Source organism: Streptomyces sp. CA-142005 (assembly GCF_050942335.1).
In the GTDB taxonomy this organism is placed as follows: Bacteria; Actinomycetota; Actinomycetes; order Streptomycetales; family Streptomycetaceae; genus Streptomyces.
The window spans coordinates 7,809,258-7,830,662 of the sequence record NZ_CP192078.1 but is presented as its reverse complement, the minus strand read 5'-3'; the positions used below and the strand labels follow the sequence as shown (position 1 = coordinate 7,830,662).

Here is a 21,405-nt window from a genome sequence, read left to right as displayed (position 1 = left end):
CCGTCCCGCCACCGACTGCGGCGCACGCCCGCGCGCCGTAGCCGGCACCCGACGCCGCGCCCAGCGCCAGCCCAGCCAGCCGACGCGGCAGCACATCGGAGACCACCCTTGCGTCACATCACCACCCACGACGCGCCGGCCACCGGCCTGCGCAGTATCGGAGACACCAGCTGGCACACCCAGGGAGCGTGCCACGGCATGGACGTCGAGGACGCTGACGCCGTCTTCTTCCCGCTCCCGAGGGACCACGAAGCCATAGCCGAGGCGAAGGAGCTGTGCGGCTGGTGCCCGGTACGCAGCGATTGCCTCAACTTCGCCCTGGAGAACGTTCTCAAGGAGGGCATCTGGGGTGGCCTCACCGAGGCCGAGCGGCGTCCCTGGCACGACGGACTGCACCAGCGCCTCGACTACCGACGCGTCACGTCCTTCTTCCTGGGACGCGACGTGCATCTGACCGAGGCCGAACGGCAGGTCGTCATCGACCACGCCTACGTGCGCGGCTGGCGCCCCGACCGGCTCGCCACCGCCCTGCAGATCAGCCACAAGCACGCACGCGACCTGCTCCGGCAGGCGGCCAACAAGGTCTTCGACCGCGACCGCACCTACGGCGTGCCGCGGCCCAAGAAGAAGCGGACGAAGACCGCCCCAGCGGGCGGCCCCCCGCCCGCCTCAGCACCTGGCACACAGCAGCCGGCAGCCCGCCCGGCAGCGTCGACTCCGGCGCACGCCTCTCTCGGAAAGGCCGCATGACCCACCCCCTCCTGTCCCTCGGCGCCGCTCCGGACCTCTCTCTCCTCCTCGCCGCCGTGGTGCCCGCCGCCGTCGTGCTGGTGCTGACCGCCTGGACGATCCGGCGCCGGGGCACGCGCCCGCAGAAACGTCTCAGCGGTCCGGCGGTCAAGGTCGCTGCCCTTGCCGCCCTCGGCTGTACTTGCTACTCCGCGGACACGAGCTGGCGGTTCGCCGCCGACTACCTCGACATGGCCGGCGCCGCCGAGCGGGCCGGCATGTTCGCCGCAGCCGAGCTGGCGCTCTTCGCGACGGCGCTGATGGCACGACAGAACCTGGCCACCGAGGGCGCCCCCGGCCTTCCGGGCACGCTGGTCTGGCTGATCACCACAGTGCAGGTGATCCCCGCCTATGCCGAGAGCGGTCCTATCGGCGGCACGGTAAGGGCCTTCGTCGGGCCGGTCATGGCGGCGATGCTGTGGCACCTCGCTATGGGGATCGAGCTGCGCCTGCGCACCCCGGGTGCCGCCTCCCACGGACTGATCGCCGTCCTGGGGCGGGAAGCACGCGAGCGTCTGCTGTCCCGCCTCGGGATCGCCGCACGCGACCGCAACGCCGCACAGATCACCCGGGACCGGGCCACCGCCCGCGCAGTCACTCTCGCCGCCCGCCTCGCCGAACGCACACCCGAGCAGCAACGGAGCTGGCGCGGCCGGCGGTTGACGCGGCGCCTGTCGAAGGCGGTCGGCAGGGCCTCGGTCGGGACCGACGCCCGCCAACGCGCGCAGCTGCTCGACCAGCTCGCTGCGCGCCGGCACGCGCTCGCGCTCGCCACGGTCCCGCTTCCCTCGCCCTGGTCCCCGGCGTACACCGCCTCGGTGGCAGCCACGGTCCCTTCGCAGCCGGCATCGAAAGCGCCGGTCCCCGTAGACGGTTCCGACGAGTCGGTCCGGGATCGGGGACCGAGCGCTCCGAGGGGACCGGTCCCCGAAGTCGCGGTCCCGAAGGCGTCGGCTAGCGCGGGGACCGAGGGCGAGAACACGGGGACCAGGGTGGGGACCGAGGCCCCAGAAGCAGGTGCGGTCCCGGGGACCGGTCGCGCCAATCCGGAAGCCTTGCAGGGGGACCCGGGAGGCGCGGGGACCGACCGAACTACGCGAGAAGTCCCTGCTCAGGGCTTGGATCCGCATCGGGGACCGAACGCCGCCGAGTCGGGGACCGAGCCCACCGGGGACCGGGGACCGAACGACACCGACACGGGGACCGAGCCCACCGGGGACCAGGGACCGAACGACACCGACACGGGGACCGAGCCCACCGGGGACCAGGGACCGAACGACACCGACACGGGGACCGAGCCCACCGGGGACCAGGGACCGAACGACACCGACACGGGGACCGAGCCCACCGGGGACCAGGGACACAAGGTCCCCCTCCGCCGGAAGGCGACCACGAAGCCCCGGACTAAGACCAAGGGGAAGCGCACCCGGGCCCGCGCCCCGCAGACGCAGCGTCCGCCGCGCGAGCCGGAGCAGTCGGTGGACCAGCTCGTCCAGCAGGTCCGTCCGCACGTCCCTGCCCTGCTCGAACGGGACGGCAACGAGTCCGTCACCCGGGTCCAGCTACGGGAGATCCTCCGCCGCGAGGGCCTGAAGGGCGGCCGGAACGACCGACTGAGCCTCGTCCTCCAGCAACTGCGGAGCGACGACACCACGAAGACAAGGAGCACTGCCCCGTGAAGACCTGCCACCAGTTCGACACCGTCCGTGCGGAGTACGAGCGGGAGATCGGCTTCATGCTCGCCCACTCCAAGCGGCACGAGGGCAGGCCGGCAGCGAAGTCCAGCGCGAAGCAGGCTGCCTCGACGAAGCAGCGGATGGCCCGGGCGCTCAGCAGCCACGTCGGTCGCTGCCCCGAGTGCGGCTGAACCTGCAAAACCCCACCTCAATGCCCCTAACCGCCACCGGTGGCCCGACTCCGTGCCGGGCCACCGCCCCACTTGAGGAGACACCCCGTGATTGCGCGACCTGCTCGCTCATACGAGCCCACGGTCGATGAGGCCGGCGCCTGGGCGGACGTCCTGGTCCGCCGGCGGCTCCTGCACGCCGCCGTCCTCACGCCGAGCGGCCAGTGGCTCGTTCAAAACCAGCCCGACGGGCCCGTCCGCGTCCTTATGGGACCGGCCGACGTCCTCGCGCTGGCCGCGACCATCCAGCACCACACCCGCTCTACGAGGCCCGAATTCCGATGACGAACCCCACCCAGACCGGCACCACCCTCGAACCTGCTCCCGACTCCAACTCGGTCTCGGGGCGAGCAAGTTATCCCCTTGGATACTCCGCCTTGAGCGGAGTATCCAAGGGTTCCCCTGCCCCCGGGGGGCAGGGGCTCGTCCGGCGCCGGGGGACGCCAGACGAGGAGGCTGCGACCGAGGGCGGATCGCAGCCAGAGGGGATACAGGACGGACGTGAGCAGCCGCGCACGCGCCGCCGCAAGTACCAGCGTCGCCAGCGCCCCCACGTCCGCAACACCCGCTTCAGCGACGACGAACTCACCCTCGTGACCGCCGGCGCGAACGCCGCCGGCCTCACTCTCGCAGGCTTCCTCGCGCGCGCTGCCCTCTCCGCCGCCCGCGACCTTGAACGGACCGCGAGTGCCGTCGCCGGCGAGCGTGAGGTGATCGCCGAGCTGTTCGCCGCCCGTCGGCATCTCGGCCATGTCGGCAGCAACTTGAACCAGATCGCCCGAGCGGTCAACGCCGGAGGGCACCCGGGCGAACTCGACGTGGTCATCGCGGCCACCAACCGCGCCGTCCAGCGCGTCCAGCACGCCACCGACCGGCTCCTGAACCAGGACTAGGACCCCCTCACCGGCATGATCCCCAGGATCCAGAAGCGCGGACAGCGCACCATCGGCCTCCTCTCCTACCTCTACGGACCCGGCAAGTTCGAAGAGCACACCGACCCGCACCTGGTCGCCTCCTGGGATGGCAACGCCCCCGACCCGGGCCGTGACCCGTCGGCCACGCTCAAACAGCTCCAGCAGCTCCTCGATCAGCCCGTCGAGAACGTCGAGCAGGCCGACCGGCCCAAGAAGCATGTGTGGCACCTCTCGGTCCGCAACGCCCAAGAAGACCGGATTCTGAGCGACGAGGAATGGGGCGAGGTCGCCCGGCGCATGGTGGCCGCCGCCGGCATCGACGACCCCAAGGAGGGCGCCGGATGCCGATGGGCAGCGGTCCGGCACGCCGACGACCACATCCACATCATCGCCACCCTCGTGCGCGAGGACGGGTTCAAGCCCGACCTCGACCACGACGCCGTCCGGGTCCAGGCCCAAGCCCGCACCCTCGAAGCCGAACTCGGTCTGCGCCGCCTGAACAAGGGCGACGGCACCGGCGCGAAGCGACCCACCAGCGCTGAGCGCCACAAGGCCGAGCGCCAGGGCCGCGAGCGCACCGCCCGCGAGGAACTGCGGGAAACGGTACGACGGGCGGTGACCGGGGCGAGGAGCGACGAGGAGTTCTTCGACCGGCTCGCCGCCGCCGGACTCCTGATCCGTAAGCGTGCCGCGCCCTTTGGCGACCTCCTCGGGTACAAGGTCGCTCTGCCGGACGACCTCAACAAGGACGGCGAGCCGGTCTTCTACCCCGGCGCGCGCCTCGCCCCAGACCTCTCGCTGCCCCGCATCCGAGAGCGCTGGTCCGGCGACGCCCAGCACAACCCAGCCGCCCGGCACGAGAAGGCACCCCGTACGGGACCGGGCGCTCCGGCCTCCGCCCGCCGCAGGACGGCATCGGCCGCGTGGCAGGCCGTCCTCGTCGTGGAGCACGGCGAGGATGCGGTCGCCGCCGCCCACATCGCCGCGGCCGGCGAGGTCCTGGATGCCCTCGCCAAGACGTCCGCCGCCCACACCCGCCGCGAACTACGGGAGGCGGCTACCGCCTTCGAGCGGGCCTCGCGCTCCCATGTCCGCGCCGTACGCGGGCACGACCGAGCCCTGCGGCAGGCCGCCCGCGACCTCGTCCACGGCGGCCCAGCCCTCGGCCGCGGGGAAGACGGCGCCACCACGGCGATGGCCATCGACATGCTGTTCTTCCTCATCACCGCCGCCGCCCACTGGCACGCCAGAAAGGGCCACGCTCAGCAGGCCGAAGCCGCCACCCGCGCCGCCGAGCACCTGCGTACCGCCTACCAGGTCGCCGCCGCCCAGCCCCTCGGAGCGCTCTACCAACGAGGGCGGCGTCTGAGCCGACCGATGCTCCTGCGGCAGACCGTGCTGCTGCGCGAGGCGCTGCCGGAGCTGGCCGAGCAGATCCTCGCCGAGCCCGGCTGGTACGCCCTGGCAGCGACCATCGCGGAGGCCGAAGCCGCCGGCCACGACCCGGCCGCCCTCCTGTCCGACGTAGCCGAACGCCGCGAACTAGCCACCGCGGACTCCGTCAGCGACGTGCTCGTGTGGCGGATGCGGCGGACGGCCGACCTGCCCGCCGACACCTCCCACCCACCCGAGCACGGCCCCGTAGCAGGCCAGTCCGCAACGCGCGGGACGACGACCAGGACCTCCGCACCCGGCAGGCGGCGCAGCGGAGAGGAGGCATCGCGTAAGACCCGGTGAGCCCGCCGGGTGCCGGTACGCAGATCTCATCGCATCACCAAGAGAGGAGAGCACCACCGCTTCGCCGGCAAGCCACAGCATGGTCGTACGCCCCATCGGACTTCGCCGGCGACCAGGTTCGATGTGGAGGCCGCCGGAATCCGTGCACCTACAGGACAGGCGGGCATAACGCAGATGGAGCGAGCCGAGCCAGTAGGCGTCGCGAAGTTGGACGGTTGGGGGAAATGGCGACGTGTGATCGGGCACGCCGTGACAACGGCATCTCGCCGCACGAAGACAGGCAGGGTCGCCAACTCGTCATCCGGGCAACGCAGAAGCCGGAGCACCCCTGATGACCTGGCTGAAGACGGCTGTGGATTTTGTGAATTGCAACCACCGGGGCCGCAGGGCACGATCATGAAGCGCGCAAGGACGAGGTGACGAGGTAGAGGAGGACGCCAGGGTGTTTCACCGGATACGCCGCCGAGCCAAGGAGCCGAGCGAAGCTCAAAGGCAGTTCGCCGAGCTGCACGCGCGGATGCAGGGCCAGGCCCCGCCGGGCATCGGGTTGCAGGCGGCCGAACCGGCGCCCGTCGAGCCAACCGTCGTCGTGGACGACTTCCTTCCGCCGGAGCTGCGTGTGCCGAGCCACGACCAGGTCGACGGCAAGATGATGCCGTGGAAGCAGCCCCTCGTCCTCGACGGCGAGATGGCCGCCTGCGCCGCGTGCGGCGCGTACCGGGACTGGCTCATCCTCTCCACCCGCGGCGAGATCTGGCTGCGCTGCCGGGCCGGCCACCAACAGCAGGAGACCCGCCTCGACACCGCGTGGTTCAACCGGAACAGCGGACCGGCGGACGCGACGCACGCCACGTTCGAGGACTGCCTGCGCCACCTCGGGCACTGACCACCACTCCTACGACCCCACCGGGCCCTCGGGCCCGCACTGACCACCCGTCGCCTAACACCAAGGGGTCAGTTCCGTCATGCGCGTTCGCGTCGCCACCACCGCCCTCGGCATCACCGCCGCCCTCCTCGCCCTGCCCGCCTGCTCCACCGACACCACCGGGGCCAAGCACCAGACTCCCGCCTCCGCCCAGACAGGAAAGCCGGCCGACGCGGTCCACAAGTCGGCCGCGCTCTCGTCGGCCGCGCTCGAGTCCCGCCTGCTCGACCGGAGCGACCTCGGCAACGGCTACCTGCCCAAGCCGGACCGCCCCACCCGGCACGACGACGTCACCGTCATCGGCTGCCCGGCCCTGAGCGAGCTGGGCGGCGACGCGGCAACCGGCGGCACGCTCACCTTCCTGCACAAAGCGAAGGCCACCTTCACCTACGGCGACAGCTCCTCGGAGATCTCCGAGGAGCTGTACAGCGACACGGCGAACAAGCTGTCCGCCGGCATCGGACGGATCTTCGACGCCATGACCGGCTGCCCCGCCTATCAGGTCGTCGCGGGCGGCACCCCAATCGACGTAACCGCGCAGAAGCTGCCCGCGCCCCAACGACTCGGGGATCAGCAGTGGAGCCAGCTCCTTTCGTTCTCCACCGCAGGGCGGAGCACCGTGGTGAAGCAGAGCGCGATCCGGGACGGCAATCTGCTGCTGATCGTCTCCGGCGCCCCGGCCCTCGTCGACCGCCACCTCGGCAAGGCCCTCGCCAAGGCCACCGCAACCGGCTGACCTGCCCGGTCATGCTGCTGCCCCCGACCATGTGATGGTCGGGGGCAGCAGCGCGTCAGCCGATGCGCTGAGCAGCGCGCGCCGCCTGGGCGGGGACCCAGGCTTGGATCTGGCCGGGCTGTACGTAGAGCACGTTCGGATTGTGGCTGTGGGGTCCATAGCCGCTGGTGGCATTGACGAGCAGGTACGCGCCTGCGGGGACGTGCCAGTTCCAGAACCAGGCGTCCTGTTGCCGGCCGGTGTCGCACCAGGTGACGACGGCCTTCGACCCGCGGCGTCCGCGCTGGTAGACCCGCGTAATCTGAAGAAGATCTCCTCGGCCTGCATTCCGGTGCTGTTGGAACGCCTGCCACTGTGCCGCGAGGGCGGCCGTGCGCTTGCGGCGTGAACGGACCTTCAGCGCGACGATCACGGCGACGCCAAGGACGAGGGCAAGAAGGACGCCGGGGCTGAGGTGCATTGCCGCATCCTGCAGCCTGGCGTCACAGGGTGGCAAACCCATTGCCGGACATCGAGGAGCAGTTTCAAGCAGCGACTGCACCTCTCGCGAGCCGGAACCCGTCCCGGTTGCCAGGGAACAGCCAACAGCGCGTTGTGTGCACACAAATACCGGCCCGAGAAGCACGAAGCCCGGCCCTCCATTTCGGAAAAGGCCGGGCTGTGTGTTTGAGGGGAAAGGCAACGGCGGGGCGTTAGATGGCCGGCGCGCGCAGGAGCCGCTCCCGGGTGGCCTCGGGCAGCACCCGGCGCAGGACCGGTGCCATCGAGCTGAGGGAGGCGGCGAAGACGGCCGCGAGGTCGTGCGGGACGCTGGAACCGAACGAGGCTGCCCACAGGCAGGGGGCGCCGAGCGTGGGCTCGGCCCACGCTTGCCAACCGGCCGGCCCCGCCTCATCTGCCTCGGTGATCAGGGCGCGCGGGTCGGCGTCCTCGATGAGGGGCGGCACCTCGCCGAAGCTGATGTGCGAGGTGAACGTCGGGTCCGTCGCTGCCGCCTGGGGCTGGTCGATGTCGCGGAGCCATCCGTGTGCGACGACGGCGTCGAGGACCAGCTCGGGGCCGGCGAACGGCACGGTGGGCTCGTCCCGGGCGTCGAGCGCGACGAGGAAGTCGGTCACGGCCTCGCCGGGGACGTCGGGGGTGAAGTAGGCCGACCACTGAGCGAGCGGGCTGCTCGCCTCCGCTCGGGCGGAGATCTGCCAGGCGATCGGCAGATCCCCCAAGTGGAACGGTTCGTCCGCCAGGCTCCACTGCGCCCAGCAGAGCGCATCAGGGCTGATATGCAGGACGGTGCTGCGCAGGACCTGGCGGTCCTCGGGTGCCTCATCCGGCTCGTGCCGTCCGCGGACGATCGTCAGGCTAGTCCAGCCCAGGCCGGCGAGCGTGTCGGCGACGGTGTCGTAGAGGCGCCCATCGTCACCGGCCAGATGCCGGGGGCCGACCCAGAACGCAGGCTGGCCGCCACGTGGAGTGGACGGGTCGGGCGGGAATTCGGGGTACAGGGGCGCCTCCAAGGGCTCGGTGCGGGTCTAGTTACCGCCGGCACGACGGCGGGGACGGCGCGGGGGTGCCTGGACATCGCCCTGCCAGGTCAGGGCGACGGCGACCTCGGGCGGCAGATGGCCGAGCTGTGATCCCTCGTCTCGGCCTTCGGCGAGGTAGACGACGGTTTGGCCGGTCTCGTCCACGGACCGCACGACCTGCGCCAAGCGGTGTGCCATCGGAAAGAACGGGTTCATGGCCTGGCGGACCGGAGCACTGCGGTCGCAACCGGACAGCAGGTCGATGAGATCGCCGACGGTCATCTCCGTGGACGTCATGAACAGCCTCCTTGGGTGAGGAACACGGTGAGCGGTGGAATCAGCCGGCGGCCTGACAGTCAGCCGGCCACCCTCCCAGCGAGGACTACGCGAGGGCGCCGGCACTGTCATACGCGACGTGAGGTTTCCAGCACGCGCGCCACGGCGGCAGCGACGATGTCGGCCGGCGTCTCGGTGTCGAACGACAGCTGGTAGCCGCGTACATTGGCCGTGCCGGTGACGGCGATCTTCCATCCCTCGCCGTCGGTGCCGGGACGACCGAGCGGGAACCAGCCGAGGTAGAACCGGCCGTCCTTGGAGCTGACGTGTACGTCCGCACGGTCGTCCACGATGAGGTTAAAGTCCTCCGCGGAGAACTGGTCCATGACGAGCGTGGGCTGGCCAGGACCCAGCTGCCACTCGCGCAGCCGCAGGGCTTCGACGGTGGTGGAGAATCCAAGGCCGACGGGAGCCATGGTCACGGGTAATCACCTCTCTGACCAGGGGTTTCTTGCAAGGTCGTCTACGTTGACATGCTCTCGCGCACGTTGGCCAGTCTTTCCGCGATCTTTCCTGTCTGCCCCCGGCGAACTGTCCCTTGCCATCCAATCGAGGCGTTTGACAATGAACCCAGTCGTTTCGGCTTTTCTGACAGCGAACCTAGTCATGCGGGCTGAGCACGCCGGGGGGTGTTGATGGCCGTACCGGCTGGGGCGGACTGGGCCGTGCCGTACGTCGGAGAGTCGTGCGTGAATTCCGAACGCGAGCGTCGGCCGCGTTCTCTGCCGGACTGCACGAAGGCCGGGTTTGAGGATGCGGTCCCGTACGGCCATGTCGGGGGTAGACGAGACGGCGCCATTTTTCCGGGCTGTTCCTGGGCGGCAATCGGGCAGCATGTCGGCCCAGCTTCACCACCCCTGGTCGGCGACCTTCACCTGTCACCGCTGGGCCGCAGGCGTGTCAGTGCCGTCGCCTAGCCTGGTTCCGCAAGGGGGAGTCATGGCTTCGTGACTCGGCGGGGATGGGGAAAACACTGTGACGACGGTGCGTGCGACTCACCTGATTGACCGTGCAGGGGTCTCCAGGACCGGATATCTGGTGACCACTCGTCTGGGCTGGCTGTTTCGCGAGCAGGAGACCAGTGATGTCGGCATCGATGCACACCTGGAGGTAGTCACGGGTGCCAGCCTGACCTCCAGGACCACGGGTGGTGCGAGCGGCCGTCTGCTCGCTGTGCAAATCAAGTCAGGTGAAAGCCAGTTCGATGTCGCTGGTGAAGGCGGCTGGTGGTATCCGTGCGATGCCGCTCATGTGGCGTACTGGGAGAAACACTCCCTACCGGTGACTCTCATGCTGTTCGACCCGGTGACTGAACGGGTGTACTGGCAGCACGTCAACGAGGACACACTTGTCTCCACCGGCAAGCACTACAAGGTGTTCGTCCCGTCACATCAACAGATCGACGACGCCAACGCCGAAGCCCTAAGCCGGCCAGCGCGCCTCCAACAGGACATCGACCCCCTCCGAACAGCGACCGACCAGCTCCCAGGTGACGTTCGGCTCCGTCTCTTGCAAGACCACCAAGACGGAGCCAGCCATCCCCTGCCCCTGGCCCGGCTCCTTGCCGAGACCGACAACCCGGACCGCACGGTCACCGAACTCCTCACCCACCCGCCCCGCTGGCTGACCCAGCTTCAACCGACACACGAGGAAGGCGCCTGGAGGACGATCGCCGCCTACGCCTGTGCGCACGAACTCGGTCCTGCGGCCACCAACGCCCTGGAACGTGCCGCTACCACAGCGCGCGACGACAACGGCCACCTGCTCGCCCTCGCCGCTTTCACAGCCGTCACCCATGCACCCGACCGTGCCCGCAGCCTGTCAGCAGCCGCCGAAAGAGCGGGCTCCACCGTACTGGTGGCCGCCACCCATGTCCTGCTGGCCACCGGTGGACAGTTCCCCAAGCACTTGCCCGAGGTGGTGGCACAAGCACTGGCCGAAGGCGACCCGGCTGCAGCCAGGGACGTCAACATCCTGCGGTTCGCTGCGTACTGCCATTTCGCAGCCGATCGCCACGAGGACGGCGAGGACCTGCTGGAAAGGGCTCTGCGGATCGCGCCACAAGAACCGAGCCTGCAACTCGACCTCGCTCGATGTCTGCTGCGTGGCGCAACCGGAACACCGCGGCAGGCATCCCTCGACACCAGGCGCGCCCTACGCCTGGCCCTGGCCGCACGTGCCGATCTTCGTCGCTGGCGCGGACCCAGCACTACGGCCGCCATCATCCTCCTGGAGGCGCGGCTGATGGCCACCGACGTGATGGCCGCCATCCATACGGCGCTCGCCGCGCCGGAAGGAGACGCACAAGAACCAGAAACAACCTACGAGCCGCTGCAACTGGAGGCAGTGCGGCTTGCCTACAAAGCGGGCCGACCAGACCTGGCGGATCTGATCGCCGCCGGGCTGATCAGCGATTCGGCGCGACTTCACCTCGCCGCATACGCGGCCGAGGCAGATCCGGATGGCGACCGCGAGCACCGCATCACCGCATGGCAAGCCGCTGCAGCCGGCGCCACCGACGACGATCAACGTGGCAATGCGGCATTCGCCTTGTCCAGCCTCGGCGTCTGGCCCGTGCCCTATCTCGACCAGATCCGTGAGCAGGGGCTCATTCCGGAAGCGATCTACCAGACACGTTGGGCCGTGGCTGAGGCCGCGCAGGGCGCGACGGAGGCCGCGATCAGGCGTCTGCGTGAATGGGAGAACACCAGCATCGTGGCTGCGGTAGGACTCGTTGAGTTGTACGAGCGCGAGGGGCAACTGGCCGCAGCTGCTGAAGCGGCTGAGAGAGCGGGGCGACGTTTCGGTGACGCCCGACCGCGCGTCCTCGCGGTCGAGCTGTGGGACCGCGCTGGCGCAACGGAGCAGGCGCGCATCAAGGCGCTGACCTTGTTGAGCCAGCCGCTCTTGCCCGCCGGCATGCGCCGCCAACTGCGTGGATTGGCCATCCAATGGGCCCACGACCGGTCCGACTGGAACGACATGGAAGAGCATGCCCTCATCGGCCTGGCCGAGGAGATCGGGATCGAACGCGTCACTGCCCTTGAGGGATCCGCAGGAGTTCTTCCACAGTCCGCACTCGCCTTCGCATGGGCGGCCATTCGCGCCCAACTCAACGGTCGCAATCCTGAGGCGGCACGGGACACACTGGCTCGTTTCGCACCGCAGATCCGCAACACAGACGACGTCCGGTCATGGCTCATGCTGGTCGGCTGGTCTGGATGGACAACAGAACTGGCGCAAACCGCAATCGACCTCGCCGAGCGCTACCGCCGCGAGGACACAGAGCTGACCGGGGCAATTCTCGGCGGACTCCTCTTCGCCACCAGCGAGCCGTCAGCCGACGATGCCGACACCACAGCACGTCCGCTGGTGCTGCCTGATGACCTGCGCGCCCGAATGCAGTCGTTGCTGACCGATCTGCCCGCGACCAAGGCCCTCACCATGATGCCCGCCGACACGGAAGCACTGGTGCGGATGGTAGAGCAGCACCTCGGCCCCCGCGAAAGGCTGCTCGAAGCAGCCGCCGACGCCGTCCGTTGCGGAGCCGTCCCCATGGGCATGCTCGCTTGGGCAGCGCGGCGTCCCGTCGCCCTCGCCTACATCCAGCGGGCCGCTGGCCTCATCCCCGCATGCAGCCTCGATGACGCACAGGTGACTGCGGAAATCAGAGCAGTGCGCCAGGCTTTGAACCGCACTGCTGTCCTGGACGTCAGCACCCTGGCCGTGACCTCTCTCATCCCGGGTCGGTTCAACCAGTTGCGAGCCGTCTTCGCCGCCACGCCTACCACCACGGCGGTCTATGACGACATCCTTCAGACCCGATACGCCCTCAGTGAGATGCTTCGGGCGTCGGGCCAGCTCGGGGTCCGCGACGGGCATTCCACCCTCTTCGAATACTCCGCCGAAGACAAAGACCACCTGGCGCTGCAGGCCGCGGCCATCAACCGCATCATCCCGGCCCTGCAACCAATCGAGGTACCCGACCTCAGTGAGATCCGCAGTCGGCTCGGCTTGACCACTGTTCCCGATGAAGCTGATGCCCCCTGGCTTTCAGCCGCCCAGCACGCCCTCACCACCGGTGCCCCCTTGTGGTGCGACGATGCCGCCCTCCGCGAGATGCTCACCCGCGCACACGTCCCCGCCTTCGGCACTGTGGCCCTCCTGCACGTTCTGAAAGAGCTAAGCGACTATCCCGAGTTCACCGACGAACGGCACGACCAGGACATGCGCACTCTCGTCGCAGCACATGTGGTGGATCTCCCGATCGCGGTGGACGACATTGCGGATGTGGCAGCGCAAGCCGACTGGCGGCCAGCTGGCGCCGCAATGCTCTTCGCCCGGCCGCAGCTGTGGGCCACCGGCCGAACGCAGTCCTTGTGGGCGCTTGTCGCAGAAAGGCTTTGGGACAGCCGACCGGAACAACTCGGCGCCTGGTTCGCCATCGCGGCCGCTGGAGTGACCGCGGGGAAGCACCCCCAGGATATCCCCCAGGCAGTCTTTCAACTGGCCGCGGAAACCCTGATCGCTGTCGGAGTCGGTCCCGAGGTGGCAGACAGTCTGCTCGCAGCTTCACCACAGGCAATTGAAGCCTGCCGCCGGTCGGCACTCCGCCGAAGCGAGCTGAGCGGTCAGCTCGTCTCCCCGCCGGATGCCTCGCAGGAAGGAGATCTGGTTGCCTACCTCCGGCAGACGTTGGTGGAACAGTTGACGGCCCAGCGGGGATTCTCAGCCGTTACAGCTACCGCGATCGTCGATGCCGCCCTGCCGCTCGTTGATGAAGCAGCCTGAATGTAAAGACCCTGATACCCGGCGCCGGGAGACGTCACGGCCCGTGCCAGAGTGATCGACATGATCCCCGCAGATGTTCCCGACGCGCCGCCGCTCACGTATGCCGATAGCTTCGACGTGCCGGTCCTGATCCGTAACGGGCCCGCGAACAAGCCGCGCAAGCAGTGGCGGACGGCCGAGCACCAGCCGTGGGTCGGGTCGAACGGCTTCCCGGCGGCCGACGGCTGGTACGCCCCGACCACCACGTGGCGGGAGATCATCAAAGCCGCCACCGAGGTCGGCCGGGACGTCACCCCTCACCTGCAGAACCAGCCGCGCTACGCACACGGGGAACTGGTCGCTCGGGTTTCTCCGCTGTACGCCTATCTCGGCGCGCACTCCGTCGAGCCCCGCCACCCTGTGCCTGGAGCGAAGGGGCGACGCCTGACCTGGAACCCGGTGTACGCGCACGGCACCGAGCGCAGCGCGAAGAACGCCGCCAGCTACCGGCTGGGCATGACGATGACCGAGTGGGCCTGCCGCTCACTGCTGGGCCTCGGCCAGACCGAGCACCTCGAACTCGGCGGCCCTGTCCCCGCCCTGCGCAAGACGTTCAAAGATCCGAAGAAGAAGCTGCCCGACCTGTGGGGGCGCCACGAGGCCGAGGAGATGTACTGGCTGATCGAGGCCAAGGGGGGCGACATCGGCCTGGGCACGCTCCGCAAGGGGTGGGCGCAGCTGGCGGCCGGAAGCAAGATCCTCGGCGCGTATGCGCACCGCACCGTCCTGGTCGGAGCGTCAGTACGGCCCGGTGACGATCTCTTCCTCACCATCGACCACGACCTGCACCCTGGCCAGCCGCCCCTCAACTCTGACGGGTCCGGCATCGACGACGAGGCGGCGGGCCCGGGCAACCTGGAAGACCGCCTCGGCGACAGCGACGACGCGCTCATCGGCGCGGCCCGCGTCCAGATGCTCACCTACCTCGCCTTGCGCTCCGCTCCCGCCTCGCAACTGCGCACGGTGCCCGTGCCCGCAGACCGCACTTCCCGCCGCCGGCGCACCGGACTCACCACGCCCCTGGAGCACGACGGCCTCACCCTCGCCATGCGGGCCGACGCCCGCGGAGCAGCGCTCCAAGCCGAGCAGCACACCTTGCGCGCCGGTATCCGCTCCATGGGGCTCGACGACTTCCTCACCTGCCGCATCCCCGGAACGGAAGTACACCTCGGCATGTCCCGGAAGCTATTCGCCGCCTGCGAGCGCCTCCACGACGAAGACCTCGCCATCGCCCGGCGCACTCCAGGACTTCGCGCCGAGGACGAGCCGAGCGGTGACCAGGAGCTCAGCGACGAAGCCCAGGAAGAACAGCGGCTCACCCAGCGGCGGATCTTCCGCGAGCAGCAGGAGGAAGCCCGCCCCCGGCTGCGCCCCCTGCTCCGCGACGCCTACGAGCGGGGCGCGGCGACCAACTGGAGCGAACTGCTGCGCCACCCCCAGGAGCCGGCACTCGACCTGGAAGGCGACGAGAGTCTTCTCGAAGCGGCGACCCCAGAGACGTACCTGGCCGTCAGTCGCTACGACCTGCCCCCGGTACGCGCCTAGATCTCCACATCAACCGACCCCGAACGGCGGAACGATCCTCCCGCACCGCGCTCGCTCTGCTGGGCGCGCACCTGGTGGGCGAGGTGCGAAGCGAGCTGGCCGCCCGCCTCCCCGAGACGCTCGCGCTGGTCCTGCTCAACCCACTCAAGGCACACGAACCGCTTGTGCCAGACAGGTTCGTCCGGGCGACAGCGGCCTGGATCGAGGGCGCCACCGAGCAGACCGCGGCCTGGGATGCCAGCGCCATGCTCAGCGTCGTCGCCAGCGACGACTTGCTGAACCGGATCCTGCTGCAGCTCCCCGCGGGCTACGACCTTCTCTTCGGCCGCCCCCAGCCAGCCTGACCAGCCGGAGCGCAGCACGACAAAGCGCTCGGCCGTGCCGGTGCTAAAGGTCCACGTACGGGCCGGGTTGCCCTGTGACGGGGCAGGCATAGCGGCGGCACGCCGCCCGTGCCGGAGGTTTGCCAGCGGTTCGGCGTCGATAAACGCCAGCAGGCCCCCGGAAGCGCTTCGCGGGAGCCTGCGACGGTGATTGATCTTTGGCTAGTTGGTCTTGTTGTTGTCGTCGTGCTCGGACTCGGCAGCCCTACGACGGCGGACAGCGACCAGGGTGACGGCGCCTGCGATGACGAGGAGCCCCGCGCCGGCGGCGATCCAAGGCGTGGCGTCGGCACCGGTGTGGGCGAGGGAGCCTGCCGGGGTCGTCGGCGAGGAGTCGCTGTCCGAGGACGCGGCCAAGGAGTCAGCATCCGGCGTGCCGGTGCCCGGCGCTGAGGGCTTGACCCCGCCGGTGCCGTCGCCCGGCGTTTCCGGAGGAGTCGGGGTGCCGGAGGGCTTGGGCGTCGGCTTGTCCGAGGGGTCGGGCTTCGGGCTGGTCGCAGTCTTGGTGTTAGTGAGGGTCACAGTCACCGGTGAGCCTGGGCCCGCGGTGAACGTCTTGGACGGCTTGTAGAGGTCGTATCCGGCGGGTGCCTTGACCTGCCTGACCCAGAACTCCGTCTTCCGGCTCGACACCGGCAGCTCCCCGGAGGCCGTGCCCTTGGCGCCGGTCGTCAGGGTGAGCAGCGTTGAGGTGCCGGTGCCGATGTTCACGGTTGTGCCGGGCAGGAGCTTGCCGGTCTTGTCGTCCTTGGCCTTCAGGAGGACCTTGGCGGCCTTGAACGGGTCGGTGATCGTCAGCCGCGTGGTCGCCCCGGGCGTGATGATGACGTCCTGGTCGGCGACAACCTCGTGGAGCGGGCTGCCGGAGGCCGTCTCCTTGAGCCGGTAGATGCCCGGGGCGAGGTCGGGGAAGGTCAGCTTCCCCTGCGCGTCGGTTGTCCCGCGTCCGGCCTCCTGGCCGGCTGAGTCGAGCAGCAGGAACGCGGCGTCGGGGAGCACATCTCCGGCCGTGTCCCTGGTGGTGATCTCAACGCTGCCCACGTCCGGGGCCGGTGTGTCGGCAGCGGTGGCCGACGCGGAGGGTGTCGGTTCGGAGGGTTGGGCGTTCGCGGTCGGCGCCCAGGTGAGCGTGCCGGTCACCGCGGCGGCGACGGCGGCGGATCGGACGGCGCCACGGACGAAACGAGCGTGCACGGGGAAGAGGGCTCCTTGATCGGTTGGTGGAAGGTCGCTCACCGCACGGGGATTCAGCGGGTGCGGGCTTGGCTGCGTGTGGCCGACGGGGCGGGCGCCCGGTGCGCGGTCCGGCTCGCCGCGGGGCTGGGCGTGGACGCGGCCCAGGCGCCGGGGAACCAGACGGTGGTGTACTGCTCGATGGCGTCGCGCAGCCCGGTGGTGACGGCTCCTTCCCAGGGTGGCTGGCCGGAGTGGCCCTTGGTGCTGAACGTGCCGTACTGCTTGGTGTTCGGCCGGGTGTTGTTGGCTTCGTCGCGGCGGTGGAAGGTGCCGTGATCGAGGAAGCTGAGGGCGACCGCGTCGATTTCTCCGCGGTCCGGGTGGATGACCGCCACACGCAGTCCGCCGTAGGTGTCCGCGTGGATGGTGGCGGTGAAGTCGATTCGCAGCCGCAGCGGTGCGCCCGGGACCGGGGCGGCGAAGTAGGTGGGGCCTACGACGGCGTGGTCGTGGAAGGGAAGGCACAGCTCGGCGAAGAACTCGGCGGCGTGCAGGGGCAAGAGAGAACTCCAGTCGAGAACGGACCGACGCTATCGGCGCGGGCTGGGTAGGGCTGGTCGGCTGGTGGTGCTCCATCGAGGGACACTCGCAGCCGGCAGCGCAGCCGGCCGGCGGGAGGCGGCAGCCCGCTGCACGTCGAGCGGGGTCGGGGCCGGCGGCTGTGGCGGGATGATGGGGGTGAGCTTGGCCATGCCCTCGATGTAGCTGAGGGTTTCCTGGCGCCACCGGGGCAGCGGGGTCGGGTCGGTGACGCACTGGGTGACTGCGGTGAGCAGGGCGACGGGGGTGTCGGTGCTGGCCGTCGCGTACCAGACGGGCCGGTCGATGGATTTTCCCGCCCACAGCTGCCAGCGGGCGTCACGGGTGGTCAGCTCGGCTTCCGGATCGAGGTCCCCGGTGGTGAACTCCAGGCCGGCGAGGCCGTCCGGGGCCTGGACGGCGAAGACTCCCCAGCGGGGACGGTCGATCTGCCAGCCCTGTTGCAGAAGAGGCGCGACGGCGAGGAAGGGATCGTGCTCGTCGGTTCCCGAGACCGGCCTGGCGAGGTAGGCGTCCGGCCCCTGTTCGTAGGCGGTGGCGAGGGCGGTGGTGAACGCCTGGACGAACTCGGTGGGGACGCGGTCGTTGAAACACACGCCCCATGTCGGGGGGTCGAATGGGTCCTTGTAGGCGTTGATGCGCCAGAGTCCGTCGTCCTCGCCTTCGGGCAGGTAGCCCAAGCGCACGCGCCGGTCGGGGGCGTTGACATACACGTTGCCGAGGTCGTCGTACTGAAGGTCCCAGCCATGGTCGAGGAGCGGGACGAGGGCAGGGTCGCCGGTGCAGGTGCTGCCGGCGAGATGGCGCGGGGAGACGAAGACGTCTCCGTCGAGCATATGAAGGTCGTCGTGAAGGGACACGGGTTCCTGAGTGGCGGTGTGGGCGGATGAGTCAGCCGGCGGGCAGCAGAGTTGCTCGGAGGGCGTCGGTGGAGCCGGTGTAGTGCAGCGTGCGCAGGCCCAGGCGGGCGGCGGCCTGGCAGTTGTCGGGGCGGTCGTCCACGAACAGCACGCGTCGTGGATCTCTCACCCCGGTGGCCTGCAGTGCCTGTTGGTAGGTGGCCGGGGCGGGCTTGCACAGCTGCAGGCGGGCGGAGTAGAGCGCCTGGGTCATCATGCGGCGCCAGTCGTGGGTGTCGAGCACCGTACTGAGGTGGGCGGGTGCGTTGGACAACAGCACCATCGGCAGTCCGGTGGCGTGGGCGCGGCGTAGGACGGACAGGACGCTGGCGTCGGTCGCGGTCCACATGTCGGTGTCTGCGGCGATGAGTTCGCGCAACAGGCGAGGGCCTGGATGAAAGCCGAGGACGCGGGCCCAGTACGCCAGGTCGCTGAGCTGGCCGGCGTCGTAGAGGTCGCGGGCGTTCCAGAAGGCCCGCTGGAATGCTGCGAGATCGTCTTCGGGCCAGGAAGCGGTACGGGCCAGCCGTAGCCACTGGGCGCGGGTCGGCTGCAGGCCGAGGACGCCGTTGTAGTCGAGGATGACGGCGTCAGGGCCGGTGGGGCGGGTCAAGGGGCGGCGTTCTCCAGGGCTCGGCGGGTGAGGGCGGCGAGAGCGGCTGCGAGGAGGGCGGGCAGCAGCAGGGCCGTGGGCAAGGTGGTGGCGCTGGCGAGGGCGCCGATGACGGCGGGGCCGGCGAGGAGGCCGAGGTAGCCGGTGACGGAGACCGTGGCGACGGCCCTCGGGCCGTGTCTGCCGGCGGCGGTGATCAAGGAGGGGACGGTGCCGGACAGGCCGAGCCCGAAGACCGCCCAGCCGGCCAGCGCCGCAGGCACGCTGTCGACCAAGACGCCGGTGGCCAGTCCGGCGGCGGCGAGCGCCGCGCCAGTACGAACCAAGGCAGTGGCACCGATGGCAGCGGTAAGCCGGTCGCCGGTGAGCCGGCCGATCGCCATGCCCGTGCTGTAGAGGGCAAACGCTGTCGCGCTGAGGGCGGTTGTGGCGTGCAGCGTGTGCAGGTGCACTGCGGCCCAGTCGGCTGCCGCCCCCTCCCCCAGCAGGCTCGCAGCCGCCAGCGCACCCAGCAGCCACACACCTCCCGTCGGGCCCCGACCGGCCGCTGCGGGGCCGGGGAGCTTGGGCTGGTCGGCGCCACTGAGCGCCAGGGTGCGCGGCCCGGCCACAAGCACGGTTGCGGTCAGCGCGAGGCCGGTCGCCAGGAACAGGGTGCTGTGGGCCGTGCGGGCAGTGACGGCGGCCAGGGCGGCACCGCCCAGGGCACCGATCGAGTACGCGGCGTGCAGGGAGGACATGACCGGCCGGCCAGCGGCGTTCTGGCAGCGGACCGCCGCGGTGTTGGCGGCGACATCCAGGACACCGTGCGCGGCACCGAAGGTGACAGCCGCCGCGAGTAGCGAGGCCAGCGTCCGACACTGCCCCAGCACGGCGAGGGCTGCTGCCAGCGCGACGGCTCCGCCGATCAGGAGCAGGGGAAGTCGGTCGGGCCGGACGAGTCGGCCCCCGGCCTGCAGTCCGGCAACCATGCCGACAGCGGCGGCGAGCAGGACGAGGGAAAGGCCAGCGGTGGTGAGGTGGGCGGCGTGCTGGATGGCCGGCATCCGGGCGCCCCAGACCGCCATCACCACGCCCAGGCCGAGGAAGTAACCGGTCAGCAGAATCCGGCTGCGGCGAACGGAAGCGTTGGCGCGGCTCATGCGGGGCGGCCACCCGGAACAGTCTCATCGGTTGTGCGGGGTACCACCTCGACCTGGAGACGGCGCACAGCCTGCTGGGCGCGGGCCTGTGCGAGGTCCGCGGTGGGCGCGGTGGTGATCAGGTAGCCGATACGGGCGGTGAACATGTTGCCGCCGTCGGCCGGCAGGATCAGCTGGTCGCCGACCTGGTGCTGGAAGTGCACGCGTTCCAGCCAGCGCGGGCTGACGCCGTCGAATCCGAGGCGGAGCAGAGTGCCGGAGGTGTCCGGGTAGAGCAGCTGGATCGCGGCGGCCGAGGACCGGGTCGGGGTGAGGTCGGGGGCTCGGCCGCAGGCGATGTCGGCGGCGGCCCGGGGCAGATCGATGCCAGTGGCGAGCTGGACGAGATGGCCGATCATGTCACCGGCGATCCGGCCGTTGACCTCGACCAGCCGCGGCCGGCCGTCGACCAGCCGCATCTCGACATGGGAGACGCCATCGGTGATCCCCAGGGCATGGATCGCGGCCCGTGCCGCCGGGGCGACCACGTCGAGCAGCGGGTCGGCGGCGTCGACCGAGTGGGCCAGTTCCTCGAAATACGGCGGGGCGCTGACCGTCTTGCGGGTGACGGCCACCACGGTGGTCTCCCCGCCGTAGGTGACGCACTCGGCCGACACCTCGGGTCCGTCGAGATACTCCTCCACCAGCACGCTGGTGGACTCGAGCCCCAGCCCGGCCGCCTGGTCGGCGAACGCGAAGGCGGCGGTGAGCTGTTCGGGGGTGTCGGCGCGGATCACCCCGATGCTGGCCGCGTGCGCGGCGGGCTTCAGCACAACCGGATAGCCGATCCGCTCGGCCGCCACCTCGGCCTCGGCACGCGTGCGCACGCTCACCGAGGCAGCCGACGGAACCCCATGCCGGGCGAACAGCGTGCGGGAGGTGGCCTTGTTGCGGCATGCCTGCATGGCTTCCGGGACGGTGGTGGGCAGGCCGAGCTGGCGCGCGAGGCGGGCGACCGGGACGAGGTACCACTCGGTCCAGGTGAACACACCGGCCAGGTCGTAGCGGTCGGCCAGGGCCCGGCCGGCAGCGGACAGCGCCGCCTGGTCGGTCGGGTCGGACACGACGACGCAGTCCCGCAGGTACGGCGCCTCCCACGAGGGCTCTTCGCCGGTGATCAGGACGACGTCGTAGGCGGCGGCCACGGACTGAAGGCAGTACCCGCGGTACGCCTCGGCCTCCATGTCGGATGCGGCGACGACCAGGACGACAGGACGGTCGGACAAGAACAGGCTCCTCGGATTCGAAAGAGGGGGCAGGAGTGTGAGGGCGGCGGACCTCGGCGGGGGCGGGCGGCTGTGGGTGTCCGGCA

21 protein-coding genes are annotated in these 21,405 nt (G+C 70.1%); 11 read left to right on the top strand and 10 right to left on the bottom strand.

Features of this window, described 5'->3' with window-relative positions; translation table 11 throughout:
- The first annotated feature begins 108 nt into the window (after positions 1-108).
- From ACQPXS_RS36470 to ACQPXS_RS36435, 8 genes are all read left to right on the top strand, one after another.
- The gene (locus ACQPXS_RS36470; RefSeq protein WP_433453758.1) at positions 109-750 is read left to right on the top strand and encodes a WhiB family transcriptional regulator; all 642 of its coding nucleotides are present in this window, start codon (positions 109-111) and stop codon (positions 748-750) included.
- Positions 747-2,468 carry a hypothetical protein gene (locus ACQPXS_RS36465; RefSeq protein WP_433453757.1) on the top strand — a complete coding sequence of 574 codons (1,722 nt, stop codon included), beginning with the start codon at positions 747-749 and terminating at the stop codon, positions 2,466-2,468. Before ACQPXS_RS36470 ends, ACQPXS_RS36465 begins: the two co-directional genes overlap by 4 nt.
- Positions 2,465-2,656: a hypothetical protein gene (locus ACQPXS_RS36460; protein ID WP_328919280.1), complete on the top strand. Its 192-nt coding sequence runs from the start codon at positions 2,465-2,467 to the stop codon at positions 2,654-2,656. Before ACQPXS_RS36465 ends, ACQPXS_RS36460 begins: the two co-directional genes overlap by 4 nt.
- A gap of 87 nt (positions 2,657-2,743) precedes the next feature.
- Entirely contained in the window at positions 2,744-2,980 is a 237-nt protein-coding gene (locus ACQPXS_RS36455; protein WP_433453756.1) for a hypothetical protein, read from the top strand.
- Between the two features lie 92 nt (positions 2,981-3,072).
- Positions 3,073-3,588, top strand: coding sequence for a plasmid mobilization protein (locus ACQPXS_RS36450; RefSeq protein ID WP_433453755.1), 516 nt, complete (start codon positions 3,073-3,075; stop codon positions 3,586-3,588).
- 15 nt (positions 3,589-3,603) lie between these two features.
- Positions 3,604-5,346: a relaxase/mobilization nuclease domain-containing protein gene (locus ACQPXS_RS36445; protein ID WP_433453754.1), complete on the top strand. Its 1,743-nt coding sequence runs from the start codon at positions 3,604-3,606 to the stop codon at positions 5,344-5,346.
- 442 nt (positions 5,347-5,788) lie between these two features.
- Complete coding sequence (locus ACQPXS_RS36440; protein ID WP_433453753.1) at positions 5,789-6,232, top strand: hypothetical protein; 444 nt, start codon at positions 5,789-5,791, stop codon at positions 6,230-6,232.
- Between the two features lie 79 nt (positions 6,233-6,311).
- On the top strand, positions 6,312-7,007 hold the full coding sequence (locus tag ACQPXS_RS36435) for a hypothetical protein (protein ID WP_433453752.1): 696 nt from the start codon (positions 6,312-6,314) through the stop codon (positions 7,005-7,007).
- Between the two features lie 55 nt (positions 7,008-7,062).
- On the opposite strand, the gene ACQPXS_RS36430 is transcribed toward ACQPXS_RS36435, so the two are convergent.
- From ACQPXS_RS36430 to ACQPXS_RS36415, 4 genes are all read right to left on the bottom strand, one after another.
- Complete coding sequence (locus ACQPXS_RS36430) at positions 7,063-7,467, bottom strand: hypothetical protein (protein WP_433453751.1); 405 nt, start codon at positions 7,465-7,467, stop codon at positions 7,063-7,065.
- Between the two features lie 232 nt (positions 7,468-7,699).
- On the bottom strand, positions 7,700-8,521 hold the full coding sequence (locus ACQPXS_RS36425) for a DUF317 domain-containing protein (protein ID WP_433453750.1): 822 nt from the start codon (positions 8,519-8,521) through the stop codon (positions 7,700-7,702).
- 15 nt (positions 8,522-8,536) lie between these two features.
- A complete protein-coding gene (locus ACQPXS_RS36420) occupies positions 8,537-8,827 on the bottom strand; it encodes a hypothetical protein (protein WP_328919275.1) in 291 nt (96 codons plus the stop codon).
- 107 nt (positions 8,828-8,934) lie between these two features.
- Complete coding sequence (locus ACQPXS_RS36415) at positions 8,935-9,288, bottom strand: DUF317 domain-containing protein (RefSeq protein WP_433453749.1); 354 nt, start codon at positions 9,286-9,288, stop codon at positions 8,935-8,937.
- 553 nt (positions 9,289-9,841) lie between these two features.
- Here ACQPXS_RS36415 and ACQPXS_RS36410 point away from each other — a divergent pair.
- Genes ACQPXS_RS36410 through ACQPXS_RS36400 form a run of 3 tightly spaced genes read left to right on the top strand, consistent with a single transcriptional unit; the run spans position 9,842 to position 15,585 of the window.
- Positions 9,842-13,657, top strand: coding sequence for a DUF4365 domain-containing protein (locus ACQPXS_RS36410; RefSeq protein WP_433453748.1), 3,816 nt, complete (start codon positions 9,842-9,844; stop codon positions 13,655-13,657).
- 60 nt (positions 13,658-13,717) lie between these two features.
- Positions 13,718-15,241 carry a gamma-glutamyltransferase gene (locus ACQPXS_RS36405; protein WP_433453747.1) on the top strand — a complete coding sequence of 508 codons (1,524 nt, stop codon included), beginning with the start codon at positions 13,718-13,720 and terminating at the stop codon, positions 15,239-15,241.
- An 8-nt stretch (positions 15,242-15,249) separates the two neighbouring features.
- Positions 15,250-15,585: a DUF2267 domain-containing protein gene (locus ACQPXS_RS36400; protein WP_433456115.1), complete on the top strand. Its 336-nt coding sequence runs from the start codon at positions 15,250-15,252 to the stop codon at positions 15,583-15,585.
- A gap of 201 nt (positions 15,586-15,786) precedes the next feature.
- On the opposite strand, the gene ACQPXS_RS36395 is transcribed toward ACQPXS_RS36400, so the two are convergent.
- Genes ACQPXS_RS36395 through ACQPXS_RS36370 form a run of 6 tightly spaced genes read right to left on the bottom strand, consistent with a single transcriptional unit; the run spans position 15,787 to position 21,277 of the window.
- Positions 15,787-16,818, bottom strand: a complete 1,032-nt coding sequence (locus ACQPXS_RS36395) for a SpaA isopeptide-forming pilin-related protein (protein WP_433453746.1) — start codon at positions 16,816-16,818, stop codon at positions 15,787-15,789.
- 53 nt (positions 16,819-16,871) lie between these two features.
- On the bottom strand, positions 16,872-17,360 hold the full coding sequence (locus ACQPXS_RS36390; protein ID WP_433453745.1) for a hypothetical protein: 489 nt from the start codon (positions 17,358-17,360) through the stop codon (positions 16,872-16,874).
- A 30-nt stretch (positions 17,361-17,390) separates the two neighbouring features.
- Complete coding sequence (locus ACQPXS_RS36385) at positions 17,391-18,236, bottom strand: DUF317 domain-containing protein (RefSeq protein ID WP_433456113.1); 846 nt, start codon at positions 18,234-18,236, stop codon at positions 17,391-17,393.
- 55 nt (positions 18,237-18,291) lie between these two features.
- Positions 18,292-18,912, bottom strand: coding sequence for an HAD family hydrolase (locus ACQPXS_RS36380; RefSeq protein ID WP_433453744.1), 621 nt, complete (start codon positions 18,910-18,912; stop codon positions 18,292-18,294).
- Positions 18,909-20,054 (bottom strand): MFS transporter, encoded by a 1,146-nt coding sequence (locus ACQPXS_RS36375; protein WP_433453743.1) that lies wholly within the window; start codon positions 20,052-20,054, stop codon positions 18,909-18,911. Before ACQPXS_RS36375 ends, ACQPXS_RS36380 begins: the two co-directional genes overlap by 4 nt.
- Positions 20,051-21,277, bottom strand: coding sequence for an ATP-grasp domain-containing protein (locus ACQPXS_RS36370; RefSeq protein ID WP_433456111.1), 1,227 nt, complete (start codon positions 21,275-21,277; stop codon positions 20,051-20,053). Before ACQPXS_RS36370 ends, ACQPXS_RS36375 begins: the two co-directional genes overlap by 4 nt.
- Between the last annotated feature and the right edge of the window lie 128 nt (positions 21,278-21,405).